Origin of the sequence: Pseudomonas triclosanedens (assembly GCF_026686735.1) — a bacterium.
GTDB classification, from domain to species: Bacteria; Pseudomonadota; Gammaproteobacteria; order Pseudomonadales; family Pseudomonadaceae; genus Pseudomonas; species Pseudomonas triclosanedens.
Genome location: NZ_CP113432.1, coordinates 95,895 through 113,903, shown reverse-complemented (window position 1 = coordinate 113,903; position 18,009 = coordinate 95,895). Strand labels below are relative to the sequence as shown.

The following is an 18,009-nucleotide window of genomic DNA, read 5'->3' as shown; positions in this document are numbered from 1 at the left end:
CGACACCCAGGACTTCAACGTGATGATCGCCGCCAACAAGTACCAGACCGGCTTCGATCAGCCCAAGCTGTGCGCCATGTACGTGGACAAGAAGCTGCAGGGCGTGGACTGCGTGCAAACCCTGTCGCGCCTGAACCGCACTTTTGGCGACAGCAAGCCGACCTTCATCCTCGACTTCTTCAACGACGCCCAGGACATTCTCGACGCCTTCCTGCCGTACTACACCAAGGCCGAGCTGACCGATGTGACCGACCCGCAGCTCATCTATGACCTGCAGAAGAAGCTGGATGCCGAGGGCATCTACCACTGGGAAGAAGTGGCGGCGTTCGCGCTGGCCTTCTTCGACCCCAAGGCCGCCGCCAGCAAACTCAGTTACTACTGCGCGCCGGCCAAGGAACGCTTTGCCAAGCGCTACAAGCTGGCCCAGGAAGCACGCCAGCACGCGCTGGAATTCAAGCGTACCGCCGAGAAGAACGGCGACAGCGCCGGCCTGAAAAAGGCCGAGGCGGCAGTGAAGGAAGCCGGCGAGCAGATTGATCAGCTCGACCTGTTCAAGAAGAACCTGCAAAGCTTTGTGCGCCTGTACGAGTTCCTCTCGCAGATCATCCCCTACGAGGATCGCGAGCTGGAGCAGCTGTGCGTGTACGCCAAGCATCTATACCCCCTGCTGCGCGTGGATCGCCTCGATCAGGAAGACGTGGACGTGGGCGAACTGCAACTGACCCACTACCGCCTGACAAAGCGCGCCGAGCACCAGCTGCGCTTGAGCGAGGAAGGCGGCGAATACGGCCTCGATCCGGCCACAGGGCTGGGCAGCGGCAAACCCCATGACCCGGAGAAGAAGCGGCTATCGGAAATCATCGAGGCGCTCAACGATATCTTCGGTGCCGAGGTGAGCGACGAAGACCAGCTGCAGTTCCTCACCGGCATCGCCAATCGCATCAGCCGCCAGGAGGATGTAATGGCCCAGGTGAACAACCACTCGGTGGAGCAAGTGATGCACGGCCTGTTCCCCAAGCGGGTGCTGGACACCGTGCTGGACGCCATGACCGACCACGAGAAGCTATCGCTGGAAGTGCTGGATAACGAGACCAAGAGCCGGGCGTTTGCGTTGGTGATTTTGAAGATGCTGACGGCGGCGGGAGGCTTGGGGCAAAGTAACAGCGGTGGTGATTTCAGTCCTTCTTGAGGGGCGATGTCGATCAGGTGGGTTGCAGCTCTGACATCTGAGGTAGAAGACAGGTCGGGTCGCAGGCGAGTTCGGCTGCGATCCGATAGAGCTTCTCGACGGTGATGTTTACTTCACCACGCTCGATCCGCCCCATGTAGCTACGGTCGATACTGCAGGCCAGCGCCAGTGCATCCTGAGAAAGCCGGCAGGTCTTCCTCTGTGTTCGGATGCGTTCCCCTAACGCTTTCGCCAACTTCTCCATGACCGTCTCAATTCCACTTGAGGCGGCACTATCCTGCGTTTGCGGACGCACGGGCCACGGATTATAATCCGCATTTTTCGCGATGACTCTTCTGGTGCCTCAATGAAATCGGCCTCGTTTATCTTCGACAGGCGTCTGTATGAGCTGCTTCAGGAGGAAGGGCACACAAGGTTCACGACCGGTGAGCTGCGCGATGCCTATGCCAAGCGCCTGGAAGGCATAACTTTTCGCATCGGTGATGTGCGCCGCTACGTGTATGAGCAGATCCGCCGAATGGTTCGCAAGGGCTGGCTTGTACATGATGAAGAGCGCCGTGCGCGGGGACAGGTCTACCACCTGCAGCCCATCCCGGCGCATCTGCAGCTGGAGCTGATCGACAACGGGTTCGAGAACAGCCTCAAGACTGCTTTTGAGCCAGAGCAGGAGCCGTCAGTAATTGATACTGCGGCTGTACCGCTGAAACCTTCACCCGATGCAGATGAACACTTGGAAGCGCTCCACAAAGAGATCCGGTTGGACTTCCTGTCTTCGATGGGCGAGGCGGAGCGATACAAGCTGCTCCTGGATGATATGCCGCATCTCCGGGACAAGGTCGAAGGCGAGTATCTGGAAGCTAGAGACCGCAGCTCGCGCCTGCTGGGTCATCTCCGCGCCATCGAGAAGACACTCAAGACGCTTGCCGCCGCACGATGACTCTATCGCTGCGAGACTGGCAACTCAGCTGCATCAACACGGCGTTGGAGCACTTTACCGCCACGCCGCACTTCTTCTGCCAGGCAACGCCGGGGGCCGGCAAGACGCGCATGGCGGCAGAGCTGGCCAGCAGACTGCTTGAGCAGGACAGAATCGATCTGGTGCTCTGCTTCGCGCCATCCTGCCAGGTTGTCGAGGGCTTTCGCTCGACCTTTGCTACGGTGCTTGGCAGGCGTCTGGACGGTCAGATCGGCGCAGTGGGGGCGGCGTTCACCTACCAGGCCATGGAATACCGAGATGAGGGGTTCTGGCAGCTTCTTGATGACTACCGCGTATTCGTGGTCTTCGATGAAATCCATCACTGCGCTGGTCATGATCCAGTGCTAAGCAACGCTTGGGGGCAGCAGATACTGCACCGGATACAAGACCGCGCCGCCTTCACCTTGGCACTTTCCGGTACGCCCTGGCGTTCGGACGACAGGGCCATTGCCCTGGCGCGCTACTCGACACCCGAGGGACGCCTGATCTGCGACTACCGCTACGGCCTGAAAGAGGCCATTGCCGACGGCGTGTGCCGCTCCCCTCGTATTGTCCTGCTCGACAACCAGAAGGTAAAACTTACCGAGGAGCTAGACACTGAGAGCACTGTCAGGCTGTTTCCCAGCATCGCCAAACTATTGGGGGAATCCCCTGTCACCTACGAAGAGCTGCTGCGCCATGACGAGGTGATCGATCAACTGCTCGGTCTTGGGTGCGCTAAGCTGGATGAGCTTCGCCTGATCAAGCCTGATGCGGCTGGCTTGGTGGTTGCCACCGACATCGAGCACGCCCAGCAAGTTGCCCTGGCCCTGGAAGCCAGGGGTGAAGGTTGCCGCATCGTGACTAACAAAACCCCGGATGCGCAGCAGGTGATCAACGCGTTCAGGCACAGCGCCTGCCGTTGGATTATCGCCGTTGGAATGATTAGCGAAGGCACGGACATCCCCCGCCTCCAGGTGTGCTGCTACCTCAGCCGCATCCGCACCGAGCTGCATTACCGGCAAGTGCTGGGGCGAGTGCTTCGGCGCACAGGCGAGCCCGATGATCAGGCTTGGCTGTTCATGATGGCAGAGTCGACGTTGCAGCGCTTGGCAGAGCGAATTGCAGATGATCTGCCAGATGACCTGGCTGTGCTGAACGAGGTAGAGATGCCAGCCTCAACCTCAGGTTCAGTATCTGGCTGGATTGGGGCTGCCGGCAATATCGATAGCGTGGATGACAGTATTGGGAGTGGCATCGAGCAGGTTATTGGGGCAGGCGCAACATCCACCTTATCCTTGGGGGGCTCTGCCGCTGAGCCAAGCCATCAGGTCAGCTTTTCCAAGCACTACCGGCAACAGTTGCTAGCTTGCTTTTGATGCTTGTATGGAGGTCAAAATTCAAGCGTCGGCAGACGTGGTTGACTGAATCAGGAGATAACCGCATTGACCCTTCCCTGCGAAAGAACCCGCAGCGTCATCAAGACCGAAGAATTCCTGCGAGAGCTCTCTCGCGACACTGAACTGCCCCAGGATATCCGCAGCTATGCGAAAAGCCTGCTTAGGCACTATCCGTCGGCCGACCAAATCCTCTCGTTGGGGCGCCTTGAAGAGTGCCTGGTGAGCGATGCACCAGATGATGAATATCGACGGCGGGTGATCGCTTTCCATCAGCCGCTGTTCAGCTCGTCATTGGACTTCACGCGATAGAAATGAGAGCCGCAATGTCCAGCACTGATTTTGCTCTGCCGGTATCCACCCGCATTGCGCAACGGGTCAAGCGCTTACCCAAAGGGCAACCCTTCTGCATCTGCCGCTTTGCGGAGCTTGGAGCGCGTGGCGCCATATCCAAGGCAGTAGCTCGGCTGGTCAGCCAAGGCGAACTTGAACGGGTGCATCGAGGAATTTACATGCGCCCGAAATCCAGTCGATACGTTGCACGGGTTCGCCCAAATGTATGGGAAGTAGTGAGCTTGATCGCTAGGCAGAACCGCCATGTTCTACAGATTCATGGCGCTCATGCGGTCAGGTTGTTTGGACTGAGCACCCAGATGCCGCTCATTCCGATCTATTACACCAGCGGACCCAGCCGATCATTTTTTATGGGGAAGGCTGAGGTCCGGTTGGTACATGCGGCACCAATGGTCATGCAGCGTGCCGGGACCGAGGTAGGGACGGCTATCAGCGCACTATTTTATCTCGGTAAAGACGGCTCGACCCCGGAGTGCATTGCCGCGATCAAAAAAGCGCTCAGAGCTGAAGATCTAAATATATTGATGGCCTGCAAAATGCCGAAATGGATGCGTATAGCGTTGGAGCTGACATGACCTGTTGCCGCCGGTGCATTTTCCACCCACATGCCGGAATTTCATTGACCCAGTTTCGAGCACCAAACGAGTTGTAGAATTTCGCTTTCAGACTGCTGGGTTGGGTCAGAATAGCGTCGGCACCTGGGTCAAAAATGCATTGGCGGTAACATTTGATGTTTGCGGCAGTACTGCCTCCCGTTCCGGATTGGCACAGCAAAAGACTTGATTCGAATTCGGAGGAAACATGGGTATTTCGTATTACCTTGCATGTTTGGAGACCCGGCAATATGTCTGGGTTGGCAGGCTTGACCCACAGGGGGAGGTGCCGGTGGCGGATGTCGAAGGCTCCATCGCCATGTTCGCGCTGGTGAATCGGAACAAACCGTTGATCGTCGTGAGCGAAAGCCATCCGATCCTCGAAGAGGGAATGGAGTGGTCGCCGCCGGCAACGCAAGAAACGTGCAGCGGACAACCATGACGAACCAACGCCAACCGCATCTCCGGACACTCGTCGCGTTACGAGTCATGGCACAGGTCGTCGTTGGACAGCTTTAAGTGTTGGCGCTGATGGAAAATTGTCCCAGTCGGATTGCGGATTTCTGCATCAGCAGCTGTTGATAAGCATATCAGCGCAGCTGCTTTTGAATCCTCCTTTGGATAGCCCAGTTCAGTTGTCGAAGGCCTGCCATATCCACCGCTGGCATGGCACACCAGGCCATGCTTGAGCTGACGCAGCGGCGCTGACAAATTGGCAAAAAGCGCTTCGTTGCACAGTGCCCCGGTTATTCTCGACGGCTGCGAAAACGAGGACTGCCCGATGACAGAGCCCCATAAAGACACCATTTGCGATGTATGCGCTACCACTACGAGGGTGCCGGGATACGGCGAGCAGTTCGGGACGCTCCAGGCGCTCTGGGCCTATGGCGCAGGGCATGATGGCGAACGCTATCGAGTCAATCTATGCGAAAGTTGCTTTTTCGCGGCACTAGCGTTTTTGAAGCAGGAGCGCCGCACGCAGAATCTGTTCAGCGATGAGCAGCCTTGCGAGGAACGCCCATTCGGACTAGTCGCCCGTTATGACTACTTTGGCGATTCGTAGCCATATCGCAGAGATGAGGTTATTGGCTCGCCAGCATCAAACTCAGGCCATGTCATCAAGACTCCTCGCTACAATGGCGTCACCGGCAATCGTCTAGGGATCTAGCTTGACTGACACAAAGCTCACTGAAGTCGAGATGCGGCGTGCACTCGGTCTTGATCTCGCTCCATCAGAATCGAAGCGGCCAAGACCCAAACAGCACTCCACCTTCACGCTCGTTGAATTGAGCGTGCGCAAGAACGGTGGCTCGCCATTCCGCTTCGAGCACCGCTCTCGCTCCATCAGTACACTCACTGCCCAACTTGAGGCCGAGAAAGCGGCTCGGGAGAAAGGGTATGAGGTCTGGGTCGTGTTGGATATCAGGCAGGTTTCATCATAGAGCCGCAACCGCCTCCAGTCAGTCCAGCCTCGCTGATTGTTCTGGGGCAATGAACGTCTGAATCAACTAGAGCGAATCAGTTCGCACTCAGGCTGCTCTTGGAGGACACCTGTCTCTTCCAGGGTAGGCCGCCTCAAGCGCTTAGGTTACCCGCCATAACTGATCAAGCCGCGTCGTATAGCTCGGGCTCATCATCTCCCGGCGCATGCCCCAGTCCGGCTGCGCCGGCACCCCTGCCGGGCGCATGGTTCCCCGTCCCCAGCGCGCATTGATCGCATCCATCACGCCCATCAGCCGCTCGGCCGTCACTGGCGGTGTGGCGACGAACAGGTCGTCGGTGAACTCGCCACGCTGACGCAGATCGATCAACAGGATCTCCGCCTTGCTGAAGGCAAAGCCGGCCCGGTAGATCAGTTCCAGCCCCGCGCTGGCAGCCTTGGTTATCAGCCGGGTATCGTCGGTCGGATAGGGCAACTCGCAGATAATGCCCTTGGCGAATTTCGGCTCGTCCGGGTTGAACATGCCGGTGCGGATGCTGACCCGCACCTTCTTGCACAGGGAGTGCTGCGCACGCAGCTTTTCACAGGCCCGCGCCGCGTAGGTGGCCAGCGCTTCGCGGATCGGCGGCAGCTCATGCAGGCGTTTGCCGAACATCCGGCTGCAGCAGATCTCTTGCTTCGGCGCTGCTTGCTCCTCGAGCGCCAGGCAGGATGTGCCACGCAGCTCACGGGCGGTCTTCTCCACCACCACCGAGAACTTGCTGCGCAGTGTCCAGGCGTCGGCCTGGGCAAGATCCCAGGCCGTACGAATGTTCATCTCGGCCAGGTGGGCGGTCAGCTGCCGGCCGATGCCCCAGACCTCGCTGACCTCCATCACCTTCAGCAGCTTGTCGCGCTTGGCGGGCTGGCGGATGTCCACGACCCCACCGGTCTGCCGCTGCCATTGCTTCGCCGCACGATTGGCCAGCTTGGCCAGGGTCTTGGTCTGGGCAATGCCCACCCCCACCGGGATACCCGTGCAGCGCAGCACCCGGGCACGCATTTCCCGGCCTAGCCTCTCCAGACTGCCGGGCATACCGCTCAGGTCGGCAAACGCCTCATCAACGTAAAGGAAAGAAGAACAGCCATGGACATGACTTCAGCTCAGACATTCCGCTACTCAATCTCTGATGTCGGATGTCCATAGAAAGAACCTCTTTTCCAGGAAATTGGGGCTTGAAGTCCATACCTGCGCAATTGCACCCATTTGACCAGTCAATTGCATTGGTACTGACCACCGCGTGCATCCGACTTGGCCAGTGGGCAGCAGAGACGCAACAGGCAGAAACCGGCCAGAAGCAGTCAGTCAATCATGCGTTACAGTGATTTTTTGCAGCTCTTTATAGAGCCGTTAGCTGCTGCCACCAATAATCCATAGGCCTGCCAGTCGTCAGACAGTCTTATTCTCGATCAGACGATTGCCCCGTCGATGACCAGTAGCTCACCGGTGATGGAGCCAGAGTCCGGTCTTCGGATGCAGGACTCCTGGCTTTGCTCACTCAGCGCCGATCCCGGCCATCGGTTCAGTTTGGCCCCAGCCACCGCCCAGAGACCTGAACAGGTCAACCAGCGCAATCTGCCGTTCCGTGCTGATTTGAATTAGTGTGGTCTGGTTGCTAAAGGTGCTGCGCTGGGCGTCAAGATAACGCAGGTAGTCGTCCACGCCGCCCTCGTAACGCGCCTTAGCCAGGGCCATCGCAGCCTCGCTGGAACCGGCCAGAGCCTGGCGGGCAGCCTCCTCGCGGCGCAGGGTGTCGGTGGCGGCCAGGGCATCGGCCACTTCGCGGAAGGCGGTCTGGATGGTGCCTTCGTAGTCGGCCACCGCCGCGTCCTGGCGCACTTCGGCGAGGTCCAGGTTGGCGCGGTTGCGGCCACCGGCGAAGATCGGCAGCGACAGCGTCGGGGCAAAGCTCCAGGCCCGCGAGCCGCCATCGAACAATCCGGACAACTCGGCACTGGAGCTGCCCACCGAACCGGTCAGGCTGATCCGGGGAAAGAACGCGGCGCGAGCTGCACCGATATCGGCATTGCGCGCCTTGAGGCGGTGCTCGCTGGCGAGAATGTCCGGGCGCCGTTCGATCAGTTCCGAGCTGGTGCCGGGGGCGATGTCCTGCAGCACCATCAGGTCGTCGCGGGGCGTCGCGGGCAGCAGGCGAGCGGCATCTGGCGTGCCGAGCAACAGGACCAGGGCGTTGTCCGCCTGGCGTAACTGGCGTTCGGTGCTCTCGCGCTCGGCCCTAGCCTGTTCGGCAAGGCCGACCGCTTCCTGGTAATCCAGGGCGGTGGCGGCCCCCGCTGCACGGCGCTGGCTGACCAGCTCCAGCGAGGCCATGCGGCTGTCCAGGGTTTGTTCGACCAGGGCCATGCGGCGTAGCGCACCATCGCGGGTCAGGTAGGCCTGGATGACCTCGGCAACCAGGCTGATCTGCGTGGCACGGGTCGCCTCCTCGGTCGCCAGGTAGGTCTCCAGCGCGGCCTCGGAGAGGTTGCGCACGCGGCCGAACAGGTCGACTTCGTACTCCGCGAGGCCGAGGCCGACCTGATAGTTGCTGGTCACTTCCGAGCGCCCGGTCTGCGACAGATCGGCAGGCAGGCGCTGGCGGTTGCCGCTGGCATTGGCGTTGATCGAAGGCAGGCGATCAGCACGCTGGATGCGGTACTGGGCACGCGCAGCTTCGATATCCAGCAGCGCCTGGCGCAGGCTGCGGTTGTTGCTCAGCGCCGTATCCACCGCGCGGCGCAAGTCGGCATCGACGATGAAGGTCTGCCAGTCCAGCGCCTGGGCACGGGCGCCCTCCGCGTCGGCGGCTTGCCAGTGCGACGCGACCGGTGCCTGCGGGCGCTCGTAGGTCGGGGCCAGCGAACACCCCGCCAGGGCGGCGATGGCCAGGGGCAGCAGAGCGCGACGGAGCATGAAGTGAGAGGTCATCGCATTACTCCGCTTTATGCAGGGGATGGTTGTCGGTTTGCTGAGGTTTGGTGCGCAGCAGCGACAGCACCCAGACGAAGAAGATCGGCACGAAGATCACCCCGAGCATGGTCGCGCTGAGCATCCCGCCCAGCACCCCGGTGCCCAGTGCGCGCTGGCTCGCAGCGCCGGCGCCAGTGGCGATGGCCAGCGGCACCACGCCGAGCATGAACGCCATGGAGGTCATGATGATCGGGCGGAAACGCAGGCGCGCGGCTTCGACAGCGGCATCGCGCAGCGAGTAGCCGTCTTCCCACAGGTCCTTGGCGAACTCGACGATGAGAATGGCGTTCTTCGCCGCCAGGCCGATCACGGTGATCAGGCCGACCTTGAAGTACACGTCGTTGGGCAGGCCGATGGCAGTCACCGCCAGTACCGCGCCGAGTGCGCCGACCGGCACGATCAGCATCACCGTCAGCGGGATCGCCCAGCTCTCGTAGAGCGCCACCAGCAGCAGGAACACCACGGTGATGGCCAGCGCGAACAGCATCGTCGCCTGGCCGCTGGCGACCCGCTCCTGATACGAAAGCCCGGTCCACTCGTAGCCGATACCTTCGGGCAGCTCGGCAGCGATGCGCTCCAGTTCGAGCATCGCCTCGCCAGTGCTCACGCCGGGCGCGGCGTCACCGGCAATGCGGATCGACGGGTAACCGTTGTAACGCGCGACCTGCACCGGGCCTTCCTCCCAGCTCGTGGTGACGAAAGCACTCAGCGGTACCAGGCTGCCGCTGTCGTTGGGCACATGCAGGCGCAGGACGCTTTCCGGCGTCATGCGCTCGGCCTGTTCGGCCTGTACCACCACGCGCTGCTGGCGGCCGGCGTTGGCGAAGTCGTTGATCACCGACGAGCCGAACGCAGTGGACAGCGCGCTGCTGATCGCTTCGAAGCTGACACCCAGCGTGCGGGCCTGCTCACGGTCGATCACCAGGCGCAGCTGCGGCGCCTCGGCCAGACCTTCCATCATGGCGTAGAGGAACTTCGGATTGCCGTTGACCTTGCCCAGCACTTCATCGCGCGCTGCCAACAGGGCATCGCGGCCAAGGCCGGCGCGGTCCTGCAGGCGCAGGGCGAAACCACCCGAGTTGCCCAGGCCTTCGACCGGCGGTGGCGGCACCGCCATGATCGCGCCGTCATCGAGGTTGGCGAAGTGCTGGTTGACCGCAGCCGACTCGGCTTCCGGCGACTGCGAAGAATCTCGCTCGGACCAGTCCTTGAGCAGCGGGAAGGCAATGGCCGCGTTCTCACCCATGCCGGAGAAGCTGAAGCCGAGGACCAGAAAGGACGTCTGCACGGCCTCGCGGGCCATCAGAAACTCTTCCAGCTCCTCACCCGTGGCCGAGGTGCGCTCACGGGTAGCGCCTGGCGGCAACTGGATGTCGACGATCATGTAGCCCTGGTCTTCCACCGGCACGAAGGATTCCGGCAGGCGCAGGTAGAAGAAACCCATCAGCACCACCACGCCCAGGTAGATGAACATCACCCGCCCGGCGCGCGGCACCAGCTTGCCGTTGAGTTTGGTGTAGCGGCCGGTCAGGGCGGTGAACTTGCGGTTGAACCAGCCGAAGAAACCGGTCTTCTCGTGATGGCCCTCGGGGATCGGTTTGAGCAGCGTGGCACACAGCGCCGGGGTGAAGGTCAGCGCAAGAAAGCCCGAGAACAGGATCGACACCGCCAGCGACAGCGAGAACTGCTGGTAGATCACCCCCACCGAGCCGGCCATGAAGGCCAGCGGCAGGAACACCGCCGACAGCACCAGGGTGATACCGATGATCGCCCCGGACACCTGCCCCATCGCCTTGATGGTCGCCGGCACCGGCGCCAGGCCTTCCTCGGCCATGATCCGCTCGACGTTCTCCACCACCACGATGGCGTCGTCCACCAAGATGCCGATGGCCAGCACCATGCCGAACATGGTCATCATGTTCACCGAGAAGCCCAGCAGGTACATGAAGGTCAGGGTACCAAGCAGACACACCGGCACGACGATGGACGGGATCAGGGTGTAGCGCACGTTCTGCAGGAACAGGAACATCACCAGGAACACCAGCACCATGGCCTCGATGAGGGTCATGATGACCTTGTCGATGGCCACGTCGACGAAGCGCGAGGTGTCGTACGGCACGGAGAACTCGACGTTGTCCGGGAAGTTGGCCGACAGCTCGGTCAGACGCTGCTTGACCGCCTCGGCGGTCTGGATCGCGTTGGCACCGGGCGACAGCTGCACGGCGGCGGCAACGGCGGGCTTGCCGTCCTGGCGCGAGCCGAAGTTGTAGTCCTGGCTGCCGACCTCGATGCGTGCCACGTCGCCCAGGGTCAGGCGCGAGCCGTCCTGGTTGGCACGCAGCACGATGGCGGCGAATTCCTGCGGGTTGTCCAGGGTGCCCTTGACCGCCAGGGTCGCCGTCAGCTCCTGCTCGCTGGAACCCGGCGTGCTGCCGAAGGCACCGGCCGGCACCTGCACGTTCTGCGCGCGGATCGCGTTGTTCACGTCATCGATGGACAGGCCGTAGCCGACCAGCTTCTGCGGATCGATCCACACGCGCATGGCCGCCTCGGAGGCGAAGAACTGCAGCTTGCCGACGCCGTTCACGCGACGGATTTCGTTGTTGATGTTGCGCGCGGCGTAATCGGCCAGCGCCGTGACGTTGGCGTCCTTGTCGCCATCGGTGTAGCTCAGCGCATAGATCAGCAGGAAGCCGGCGGTGGCCTGCTCGGTCTGGATGCCGAGGGTCAGCACGGCCTGCGGCATACGTGCCTCGGCCTTCTTCAGACGGTTCTGCACGTCAACCTGGGCCAGTTCGGGGTCGGTCCCTGGCTGGAAGGTGACGGTGATCTCGGCGATGCCGTTGGCGTTGCTGGTGGACTCGAAGTACAGCAGGTTCTTGGCGCCGTTGAGTTCTTCCTCGATGACGCTGGTCACCGAGTCGGTGAGCACCTGCGCCGAAGCGCCGGGATAGGTGGCGGTCACGGTGATCTGCGGCGGCGCCACGTTGGGGTACTGCGCCACCGGCAGGAACGGGATGGCCAGCAGGCCACCCAGCGAGATGAACAGGGCGACTACCCAGGCGAAATTGGGGCGCCGGATGAAAAACAGGGACATGAGAGGTTCTCCGGCTTACTGCGCCTGGGACTGTGGAGCGGCTTCGGCGGCATCTTGCTCGCGGGGGATGACCTTGGCGCCCGGACGGATAGCCGCCAGCGAGCTGGTGATCACCTTGTCGCCGACCTGCAGGCCCTCGCTGATCTGCCAGCGCGAGCCCTGCATGGCACCGGTGGTGACCTGGCGCGCCTCGACGGTATCGCCCTGCCCCAGCAGCATCACGCTGGCCTGACCGTCAGCCGAACGCTGCACGGCACGTTGCGGCACCAGGATGGCGTTCTGGTTGAGCCCCTGCGGCGTGCGCACACGCACGTACATACCCGGCAGCAACACGCCCTCGGGGTTGTCGAACTGCCCTCGCAGGGCGATTTGCCCGGTGCTGCGATCCACCGAGATATCAGTGAACAGCAGCGTGCCCTTGCTCTCGATATCGGTACCATCGACGCGCAGCGACAACGGCTGGTCGCTAGCGCCGGCAACCTTGCCCTCGGCGATGGCCGCGCGCAGGCGCAGGGCGTCGGCAGCCGGCTGGGTGAAGTCGGCGTACACCGGATCAAGTTGCTGGATACGCGCTAGCAGAGTCGCCTCACCCTGGCCTACCAGCGCCCCTTCGGTGACCTGGGCTCGGCCGATGCGTCCGGCAATGGGTGCGCGAACCTCGGCATAGCCCAGGTCCAGGCGGGCGGTTTCGACATTGGCCTGGGCCGATCGCTTGTCGGCCTGGGCACTCTGCAGAGCGGCCTTGGCGTTGTCGAAATCCTGCTGGCTGACGGCGTTGATCTTCACCAGCGGCTCGTATCGGCGAACCATCGCCTGGGCCTGGAACAACTGCGCCTCGGCGCGGGCCAGTTCACCCTGCGCCCGCGACAGGGCCGCTTTGAACGGCGCAGGGTCGATCTGGAACAGCACGTCGCCGGCCTTCACGTCGGCCCCTTCCTCAAAGGTGCGCTTGAGCACGATCCCCGCCACCCGCGCGCGCACCTCGGCGACACGCACCGGCTCGATGCGTCCTGGTAGCTCGGCAACCACGGTGAAGGGCTCGGTCTGCACGCTGAGCACATCGACTTCACGCGCCGGCGCCTCCTCCCCTTGCTCTTCGGGCTTGTCGCAGCCAACCAGGGTCACGGCGACCAAACAGGAGATCACGGAAAAAGTGATCCACTCGCGAAATTTGTTCATATCTCACCCAAGCACGAAGCCAGTACGTAGTCGAAGCCGCGCATGATCCACACCAAAATCAAATGAGTCAATATTGACTCATTTGATTTTGGTGTGAACAAAGCTAGTATCCTCTTTGAGAAAAATGAGTGTTCTAGGCAAAATACCCGCATCTGCCTGCGATAGATAAAGAGTGACCGATGGATTTAACTGCTGCCGATGAGAAATTGCTGAAGGCCCTGGCGATCGCCATCGTTGACCACCCGCGAGCCACGTTCAAAGAAATAGCCCAGGCAGCGGGAGTCAGCAAGGCGACGCTAAACAGGTTTTGCGGCACCCGCGACAACCTGATCGAGATGCTTCTGGATCATGGTTCGGTGGTTATTTATCGGGTCATTGCCGATACCGATCTTGAGTCGGCGCCCTTGGACGCATTGCATCGCCTGATCGAAGGCCATTTGACTCACAGGGAGTTGTTGGTTTTCCTCTCATTTCAGTGGCGCCCGGACACGTTTGATTTAGATGCAGGCGGCTGCCGATGGCTGCCTTACTCAGAAACGCTGGACGAGTTCTTTCTACGCGGGCAAAAACTGGGCGTATTCCGTATCGATATCGGTGCCCCGGCGCTTACCGAAATCTTCTCCTCCTTGATCTTCGGCCTGGTAGACGCCGAGCGCCGCGGCCGTATCGCACGCGCAGGTATGGCGGCGTTGATCGAGCAATTCTTCCTGAACGGGGCTTGCAACTACCAAACTTAACGGAAAGCAACGCTCAGTTTTTTTCCAACGGGTTGGCGGTGTCCGTTTTTGGCCGATTCTGTTGAAAAAGTAGCGACCTTCCCATGCCGTTGGCAAAATTGCTCTGTCAGCGAGCGTGGGGGCGAACAGCATGATGGGACAGTTACCGGGAGGACAACAGCGCCTGTTCTACTCGTTCAATCTTGAAGATCACGTCCCGGCCCAACACCTCCTGCGCAGCATCGATCACTGCTTGGATCTCAGTGACCTGCGCGCCTACCTGGCCGATTTCTATAGCCCCATCGGACGCCCCTCGATTGACCCGGAATTGATGGTGCGCATGCTGGTCGTCGGCTACTGCTATGGCATTCGTTCCGAGCGGCAATTGTGCGAAGAGGTGCACCTGAACCTGGCCTATCGCTGGTTCTGCCGGCTGGGTCTGGAAGACGAAGTACCCAACCACTCAACCTTCTCGAAGAATCGCCATGGACGTTTTCGTGACAGCGATCTGTTCCGCTGGTTGTTCAATGAGGTGCTGCGGCGTTGCATGGCGGCCGGCCTGGTAAAGGGTGAAGGTTTCGCCGTCGACGCCAGCATCATCAAAGCGGATGCCAGCCGGCAACGTGGGGTGGCGGGAGATGAAGTCGATTGGCGCGATCCAGCCCTGAGCAGCCGTGCCGTGCGCGAGTACCTCGAAGCTCTTGATGAAGAGGCGCTGGCTGAAGCTCTCCCCAAGAAAATTTCGCTCACCGATCCTCAGTCCCGTTGGACAGCAGCGCCAGGTGGCCCCGCATTCTTTGCCTACTCCACGAACTACCTGATCGACACTGAGCACGGCGTGATCATGGATGTGGAGGCGACCCCGGCGCACCGTACCGCCGAAGTCGATTCGACCAGGACGATGGTCGAGCGTGTCGAAGCGCAGTTCGACCTCACACCGGAACGCCTCATTGGCGATACAGCCTATGGCACGGCTCCGATGCTGGCCTGGATGGTCGAAGAGAAGGATATCGAGCCGCATGTGCCCGTGTGGGACAAGACCGAGCGCAAGGACAACAGCCTCTCAAGTAACGACTTCCACTGGAATCAGGAAGCCAATGAATATCGATGCCCAGCCGGCAAACCACTACGCAGTGAATGGCGCGTTTTCACCCAGAAAAGATCGCGGGTGACCAAAGCCAACACCATCATCTACCGCTCCAGCCAAACCGACTGCGCTACCTGCTCGTTGAAAGCGAAGTGCTGCCCCAACACGCCGAATCGGAAGATCGTCCGTAGCATCCATGAGGCTGCCCGCGACGTGGCCCGACGCATCGCCAAGACACCGGAATACCTCGTTTCTCGTTGCGAACGGAAGAAGGTGGAGATGCTTTTCGCCCACCTCAAACGGATCATGAAACTCGACCGCTTGCGACTACGTGGCCTGACGGGTGCAACTGACGAATTCACCTTGGCTGCGATGGTGCAGAACCTGCGCCGCATGGCCAAGCTTTTGCCTCAAGGGCCACCACTCACGGGATAGGTACGCCTGCCGTGAGCAGAAACTCTCGAATTAACCCTCAAGCCTGAGCAAGGACGCTCAGTGAAGCGCCGAAAGGCAACTTGAAGTGGCTTGCAGCCACTTCGGCAGCAGGCACACCTGGCCGGCCGGCTGCCGCTGAACCTACTTTTTCAACAGAATCGGCCGATTCCGGCCTGCTACTACCTGGAACTTCCAGCCAAAAGTGGCATCGTGTGTCTCAAAAGCTGGGAAGATTCACTACCTGCAGCCATAAACCTATGACGTAGTGGCAGGTTCGGCTCTGGTCGAGGCTTGTTAAGGAGCCGACATCTGCTGTTAGCTGGGCAGCCAATGCCGATGAGCCCGTTGGCCCTAGGTCACGCCGCGGATGCGATTCATTTCTGTTAGACCCGGTATTTCTACCTCTCCCTGGTGATACCTTCACACATCGGTGTCTAGGGGTTGACTTAATGGATAAGGACAGGCTGCATCTATTGCTATGCGCGACCCAGCCACGCCTACTGGGACCTGTCGCCGGGGCTGGACTTCGAAACCCGCCTGATCGCCAAGACCAACGCAGCCGCCGTGCTGGAGCAGGAACTGAGCAAGCCCGGCTATGTCTGCGCACCGATCAACCTGGGCGCCAACACCGACCCCTACCAGCCGATCGAGCGCCAGCAGCGCCTGACCCGGCAGATTCTCGAAGTGCTGCTGCGCTTCCGCCACCCGGTGACCATCGTGACCAAGGGCTCGCTGATCCTGCGCGACCTAGATCTGCTGAGCGAAATGGCCCGGCACAACCTGGTGGGGGTGATGATCAGCCTCACCACCCTGGACGATGAGCTCAAGCGCATCCTCGAACCTCGCGCGGCGGCGCCATCGGCTCGCCTGCGCGCCATCCGGGTGATGCGCGAGCAGCATATTCCGGTAGGTGTGCTGTGCTCGCCGATGATCCCGATGATCAACGACCGCGAGCTGGAAACCTTGCTGGAAGCGGCGCACGAAGCGGGCGCGCAGAGCGCCAGCTATATGATGCTGCGCCTGCCGCGGGAAGTCGGGCCGCTGTTTGAGGAATGGCTGGCTGCCCACTATCCGCAAAGGGCCAACCATGTGATGAGCCTGATCCGCCAACTGCGCGGCGGGGAAATCCACGACAGCCGCTTCGGCCATCGTTTTCGCGGAGAAGGCCCGTTCGCCGACCTGCTGGCCAAGCGCTTCGAGGTCGCGATGCGCCGCCTGGGCCTGAACCGGCGCGGCAGCTTTGGCCTGGACTGCACGGCGTTCGCGCCGCCGCGCAGCCAGATGAGCCTGTTCTGAATTACTGCGCCGGCGCCACCAGGTCGGCCATCAGTTGGCTGAGTTCCGGCGGCGAGCTGAGCAGGCCGTCGATGACCTCCAGCACCTTCTTCTCGTCCTTGCTGATCTTGCTGCCGAAGCCGAAGAAGCCGCCGGAAGACTCCGCCACCGCCTTGCCGAAGGCCAGCAGGTCGGCCTTGAAGGCCGCGGCGTCGCCCTCGCTGGCGCGCTGCGCCAGCAGGCTGTTGATGCGGGCGAAGTACTGCACGCGGTTGAACTGGTCGGGCGTGATGAAACGCTGCAGGAAGTTCATCAGCACGTCGCGCCCCTGGGGCGTGTCCGGGCTCAGTTCGGCCATCACGCGCTGCATCAGCACGCTGGGGTACTTGCCGGATTCCTTGAACAGCTTGCCGAACGCCTCGGCTTCCTTCGCGTCGATCTTGCCGTCGGCGCTGGCGACCATGCAGAACACCGCCACCGGCGCCTCGCGCAGTTGCCGCCATTCGTCGCCGGGGAAACCGGCGAAACCGGTCATCCCGGTGATCTGGGCCTGCTGGCTGGCCTTCCATACAGCGCTGCCTTCGGCATGCTCGTCGCGGCCGGCGTAAAAGGCGTCGATCAGCGGCTGCAGTTCTTCCTGGGTAATGCCGGTCACGCCCGTAACCTTGGGCTTGAACACGGCAAAACCTTCCGCGCTGTGGGCGTGACGGTAGGGAATGGCCAGCTCCATGACGCGGCGCGGCTCGGCGTAGGAAATGATCCTGAGCAGCAGCGCGTCGACCTTGCCGACATCCTTGAGAGTCACGAAGCCATCCAGTATCAGGGCCGCACCCAGCGCCTGATGAGGGTTTTCCTCATACATCTGCTGCGCCGCCTGCATGGCTTCCTCGCCGGTATCGTGCGCCAGCCGGACCATGCGGATCTTGCCGTCTTCGCTCAGGTAGCCGTAGATGGGGATCAGCAGCTCGCCGTCGCAGACGCTGTACACCGCATGGGCAGCCGTGATTCCGGCCATCTTGTAGATGTCTTGCATGCTCACTTCCTTGTGCTTGGGTTGGGCCGGTATCGATGAGCCGCGCATGTCATCCTGACCAGGCGTGAGGGCCGACGATCCGATAGTTGGTTGGGCCGCTTCGGATGATGTCACATTGCCTAATATCTACACATTGCCGACTTCGCGCTAGCAGAATGCTGCCGGATCACCGCAGGCCGCTGCGCGAACAGGCTTCGATCCTCGGCCAAACATCCTGCAAAATCTCATCCCAGAGCAGTTTTTCGATT

The 18,009-nt window shown here is 61.3% G+C and carries 13 protein-coding genes and 3 pseudogenes; 10 read left to right on the top strand and 6 right to left on the bottom strand.

The features are described from left to right. Position 1: 1 nt before the first annotated feature. A pseudogene (locus OU419_RS00550) lies at positions 2–1,189 on the top strand (type I restriction enzyme subunit R domain-containing protein); the annotation flags it as partial. A 13-nt stretch (positions 1,190–1,202) separates the two neighbouring features. Here OU419_RS00550 and OU419_RS00545 read toward each other — a convergent pair. Further along, positions 1,203–1,433 carry a helix-turn-helix domain-containing protein gene (locus tag OU419_RS00545; protein ID WP_034016988.1) on the bottom strand — a complete coding sequence of 77 codons (231 nt, stop codon included), beginning with the start codon at positions 1,431–1,433 and terminating at the stop codon, positions 1,203–1,205. Positions 1,434–1,535: 102 nt separating this feature from the next. Between OU419_RS00545 and OU419_RS00540 the strand changes: the two genes are divergently transcribed. The 6 genes from OU419_RS00540 to OU419_RS00515 all read left to right on the top strand — a co-directional run bounded on the left by OU419_RS00540 (position 1,536) and on the right by OU419_RS00515 (position 5,551). Further along, positions 1,536–2,126, top strand: a complete 591-nt coding sequence (locus OU419_RS00540; RefSeq protein ID WP_254469790.1) for a hypothetical protein — start codon at positions 1,536–1,538, stop codon at positions 2,124–2,126. Next, positions 2,123–3,523, top strand: coding sequence for a DEAD/DEAH box helicase (locus tag OU419_RS00535; RefSeq protein ID WP_254469789.1), 1,401 nt, complete (start codon positions 2,123–2,125; stop codon positions 3,521–3,523). Before OU419_RS00540 ends, OU419_RS00535 begins: the two co-directional genes overlap by 4 nt. Positions 3,524–3,589: 66 nt before the next feature. After that, positions 3,590–3,853 (top strand): BPSL0761 family protein, encoded by a 264-nt coding sequence (locus tag OU419_RS00530; RefSeq protein WP_254469788.1) that lies wholly within the window; start codon positions 3,590–3,592, stop codon positions 3,851–3,853. 14 nt (positions 3,854–3,867) lie between these two features. Next, positions 3,868–4,470: a DUF6088 family protein gene (locus tag OU419_RS00525; protein ID WP_254469787.1), complete on the top strand. Its 603-nt coding sequence runs from the start codon at positions 3,868–3,870 to the stop codon at positions 4,468–4,470. A gap of 226 nt (positions 4,471–4,696) precedes the next feature. Next, complete coding sequence (locus OU419_RS00520; RefSeq protein ID WP_121369338.1) at positions 4,697–4,930, top strand: hypothetical protein; 234 nt, start codon at positions 4,697–4,699, stop codon at positions 4,928–4,930. Positions 4,931–5,269: 339 nt separating this feature from the next. Next, positions 5,270–5,551 (top strand): hypothetical protein, encoded by a 282-nt coding sequence (locus OU419_RS00515; RefSeq protein WP_121369340.1) that lies wholly within the window; start codon positions 5,270–5,272, stop codon positions 5,549–5,551. Positions 5,552–6,071: 520 nt separating this feature from the next. On the opposite strand, the pseudogene OU419_RS00510 reads toward OU419_RS00515, so the two are convergent. The 4 genes and pseudogenes from OU419_RS00510 to tmexC all read right to left on the bottom strand — a co-directional run. Then, positions 6,072–7,034: pseudogene (locus OU419_RS00510) on the bottom strand (DUF4113 domain-containing protein); the annotation flags it as partial. Between the two features lie 429 nt (positions 7,035–7,463). Then, complete coding sequence (locus tag OU419_RS00505; protein ID WP_003152694.1) at positions 7,464–8,897, bottom strand: multidrug efflux transporter outer membrane subunit TOprJ1; 1,434 nt, start codon at positions 8,895–8,897, stop codon at positions 7,464–7,466. 4 nt (positions 8,898–8,901) lie between these two features. Further along, the gene (locus OU419_RS00500; RefSeq protein WP_027591160.1) at positions 8,902–12,036 is read right to left on the bottom strand and encodes a multidrug efflux RND transporter permease subunit TMexD2; all 3,135 of its coding nucleotides are present in this window, start codon (positions 12,034–12,036) and stop codon (positions 8,902–8,904) included. Between the two features lie 15 nt (positions 12,037–12,051). Then, on the bottom strand, positions 12,052–13,215 hold the full coding sequence (gene tmexC / locus OU419_RS00495) for a multidrug efflux RND transporter periplasmic adaptor subunit TMexC (RefSeq protein WP_037009368.1): 1,164 nt from the start codon (positions 13,213–13,215) through the stop codon (positions 12,052–12,054). A gap of 179 nt (positions 13,216–13,394) precedes the next feature. Here tmexC and OU419_RS00490 point away from each other — a divergent pair, with 179 nt between their 5' ends. From OU419_RS00490 to OU419_RS00480, 3 genes and pseudogenes are all read left to right on the top strand, one after another. Next, positions 13,395–13,952, top strand: coding sequence for a TetR/AcrR family transcriptional regulator (locus OU419_RS00490; protein ID WP_125853905.1), 558 nt, complete (start codon positions 13,395–13,397; stop codon positions 13,950–13,952). A gap of 130 nt (positions 13,953–14,082) precedes the next feature. Further along, on the top strand, positions 14,083–15,453 hold the full coding sequence (locus OU419_RS00485; RefSeq protein ID WP_045734341.1) for an IS1182 family transposase: 1,371 nt from the start codon (positions 14,083–14,085) through the stop codon (positions 15,451–15,453). 462 nt (positions 15,454–15,915) lie between these two features. Next, positions 15,916–16,749: pseudogene (locus tag OU419_RS00480) on the top strand (PA0069 family radical SAM protein); the annotation flags it as partial. A 1-nt stretch (position 16,750) separates the two neighbouring features. Here the strand turns inward: OU419_RS00480 and OU419_RS00475 are convergent. Next, positions 16,751–17,761, bottom strand: coding sequence for a hypothetical protein (locus OU419_RS00475; RefSeq protein ID WP_254469786.1), 1,011 nt, complete (start codon positions 17,759–17,761; stop codon positions 16,751–16,753). Positions 17,762–18,009: the final 248 nt, after the last annotated feature.

Coding starts and splice junctions, on each gene's coding strand:
- OU419_RS00545 (WP_034016988.1), bottom strand. CDS start 1,433: ATGGAGAAGTTGGCGAAAGCGTTAGGGGAACGCATCCGAACACAGAGG.
- OU419_RS00540 (WP_254469790.1), top strand. CDS start 1,536: ATGAAATCGGCCTCGTTTATCTTCGACAGGCGTCTGTATGAGCTGCTT.
- OU419_RS00535 (WP_254469789.1), top strand. CDS start 2,123: ATGACTCTATCGCTGCGAGACTGGCAACTCAGCTGCATCAACACGGCG.
- OU419_RS00525 (WP_254469787.1), top strand. CDS start 3,868: ATGTCCAGCACTGATTTTGCTCTGCCGGTATCCACCCGCATTGCGCAA.
- OU419_RS00520 (WP_121369338.1), top strand. CDS start 4,697: ATGGGTATTTCGTATTACCTTGCATGTTTGGAGACCCGGCAATATGTC.
- OU419_RS00515 (WP_121369340.1), top strand. CDS start 5,270: ATGACAGAGCCCCATAAAGACACCATTTGCGATGTATGCGCTACCACT.
- OU419_RS00505 (WP_003152694.1), bottom strand. CDS start 8,897: ATGACCTCTCACTTCATGCTCCGTCGCGCTCTGCTGCCCCTGGCCATC.
- OU419_RS00500 (WP_027591160.1), bottom strand. CDS start 12,036: ATGTCCCTGTTTTTCATCCGGCGCCCCAATTTCGCCTGGGTAGTCGCC.
- tmexC (WP_037009368.1), bottom strand. CDS start 13,215: ATGAACAAATTTCGCGAGTGGATCACTTTTTCCGTGATCTCCTGTTTG.
- OU419_RS00490 (WP_125853905.1), top strand. CDS start 13,395: ATGGATTTAACTGCTGCCGATGAGAAATTGCTGAAGGCCCTGGCGATC.
- OU419_RS00485 (WP_045734341.1), top strand. CDS start 14,083: ATGATGGGACAGTTACCGGGAGGACAACAGCGCCTGTTCTACTCGTTC.
- OU419_RS00475 (WP_254469786.1), bottom strand. CDS start 17,761: ATGCAAGACATCTACAAGATGGCCGGAATCACGGCTGCCCATGCGGTG.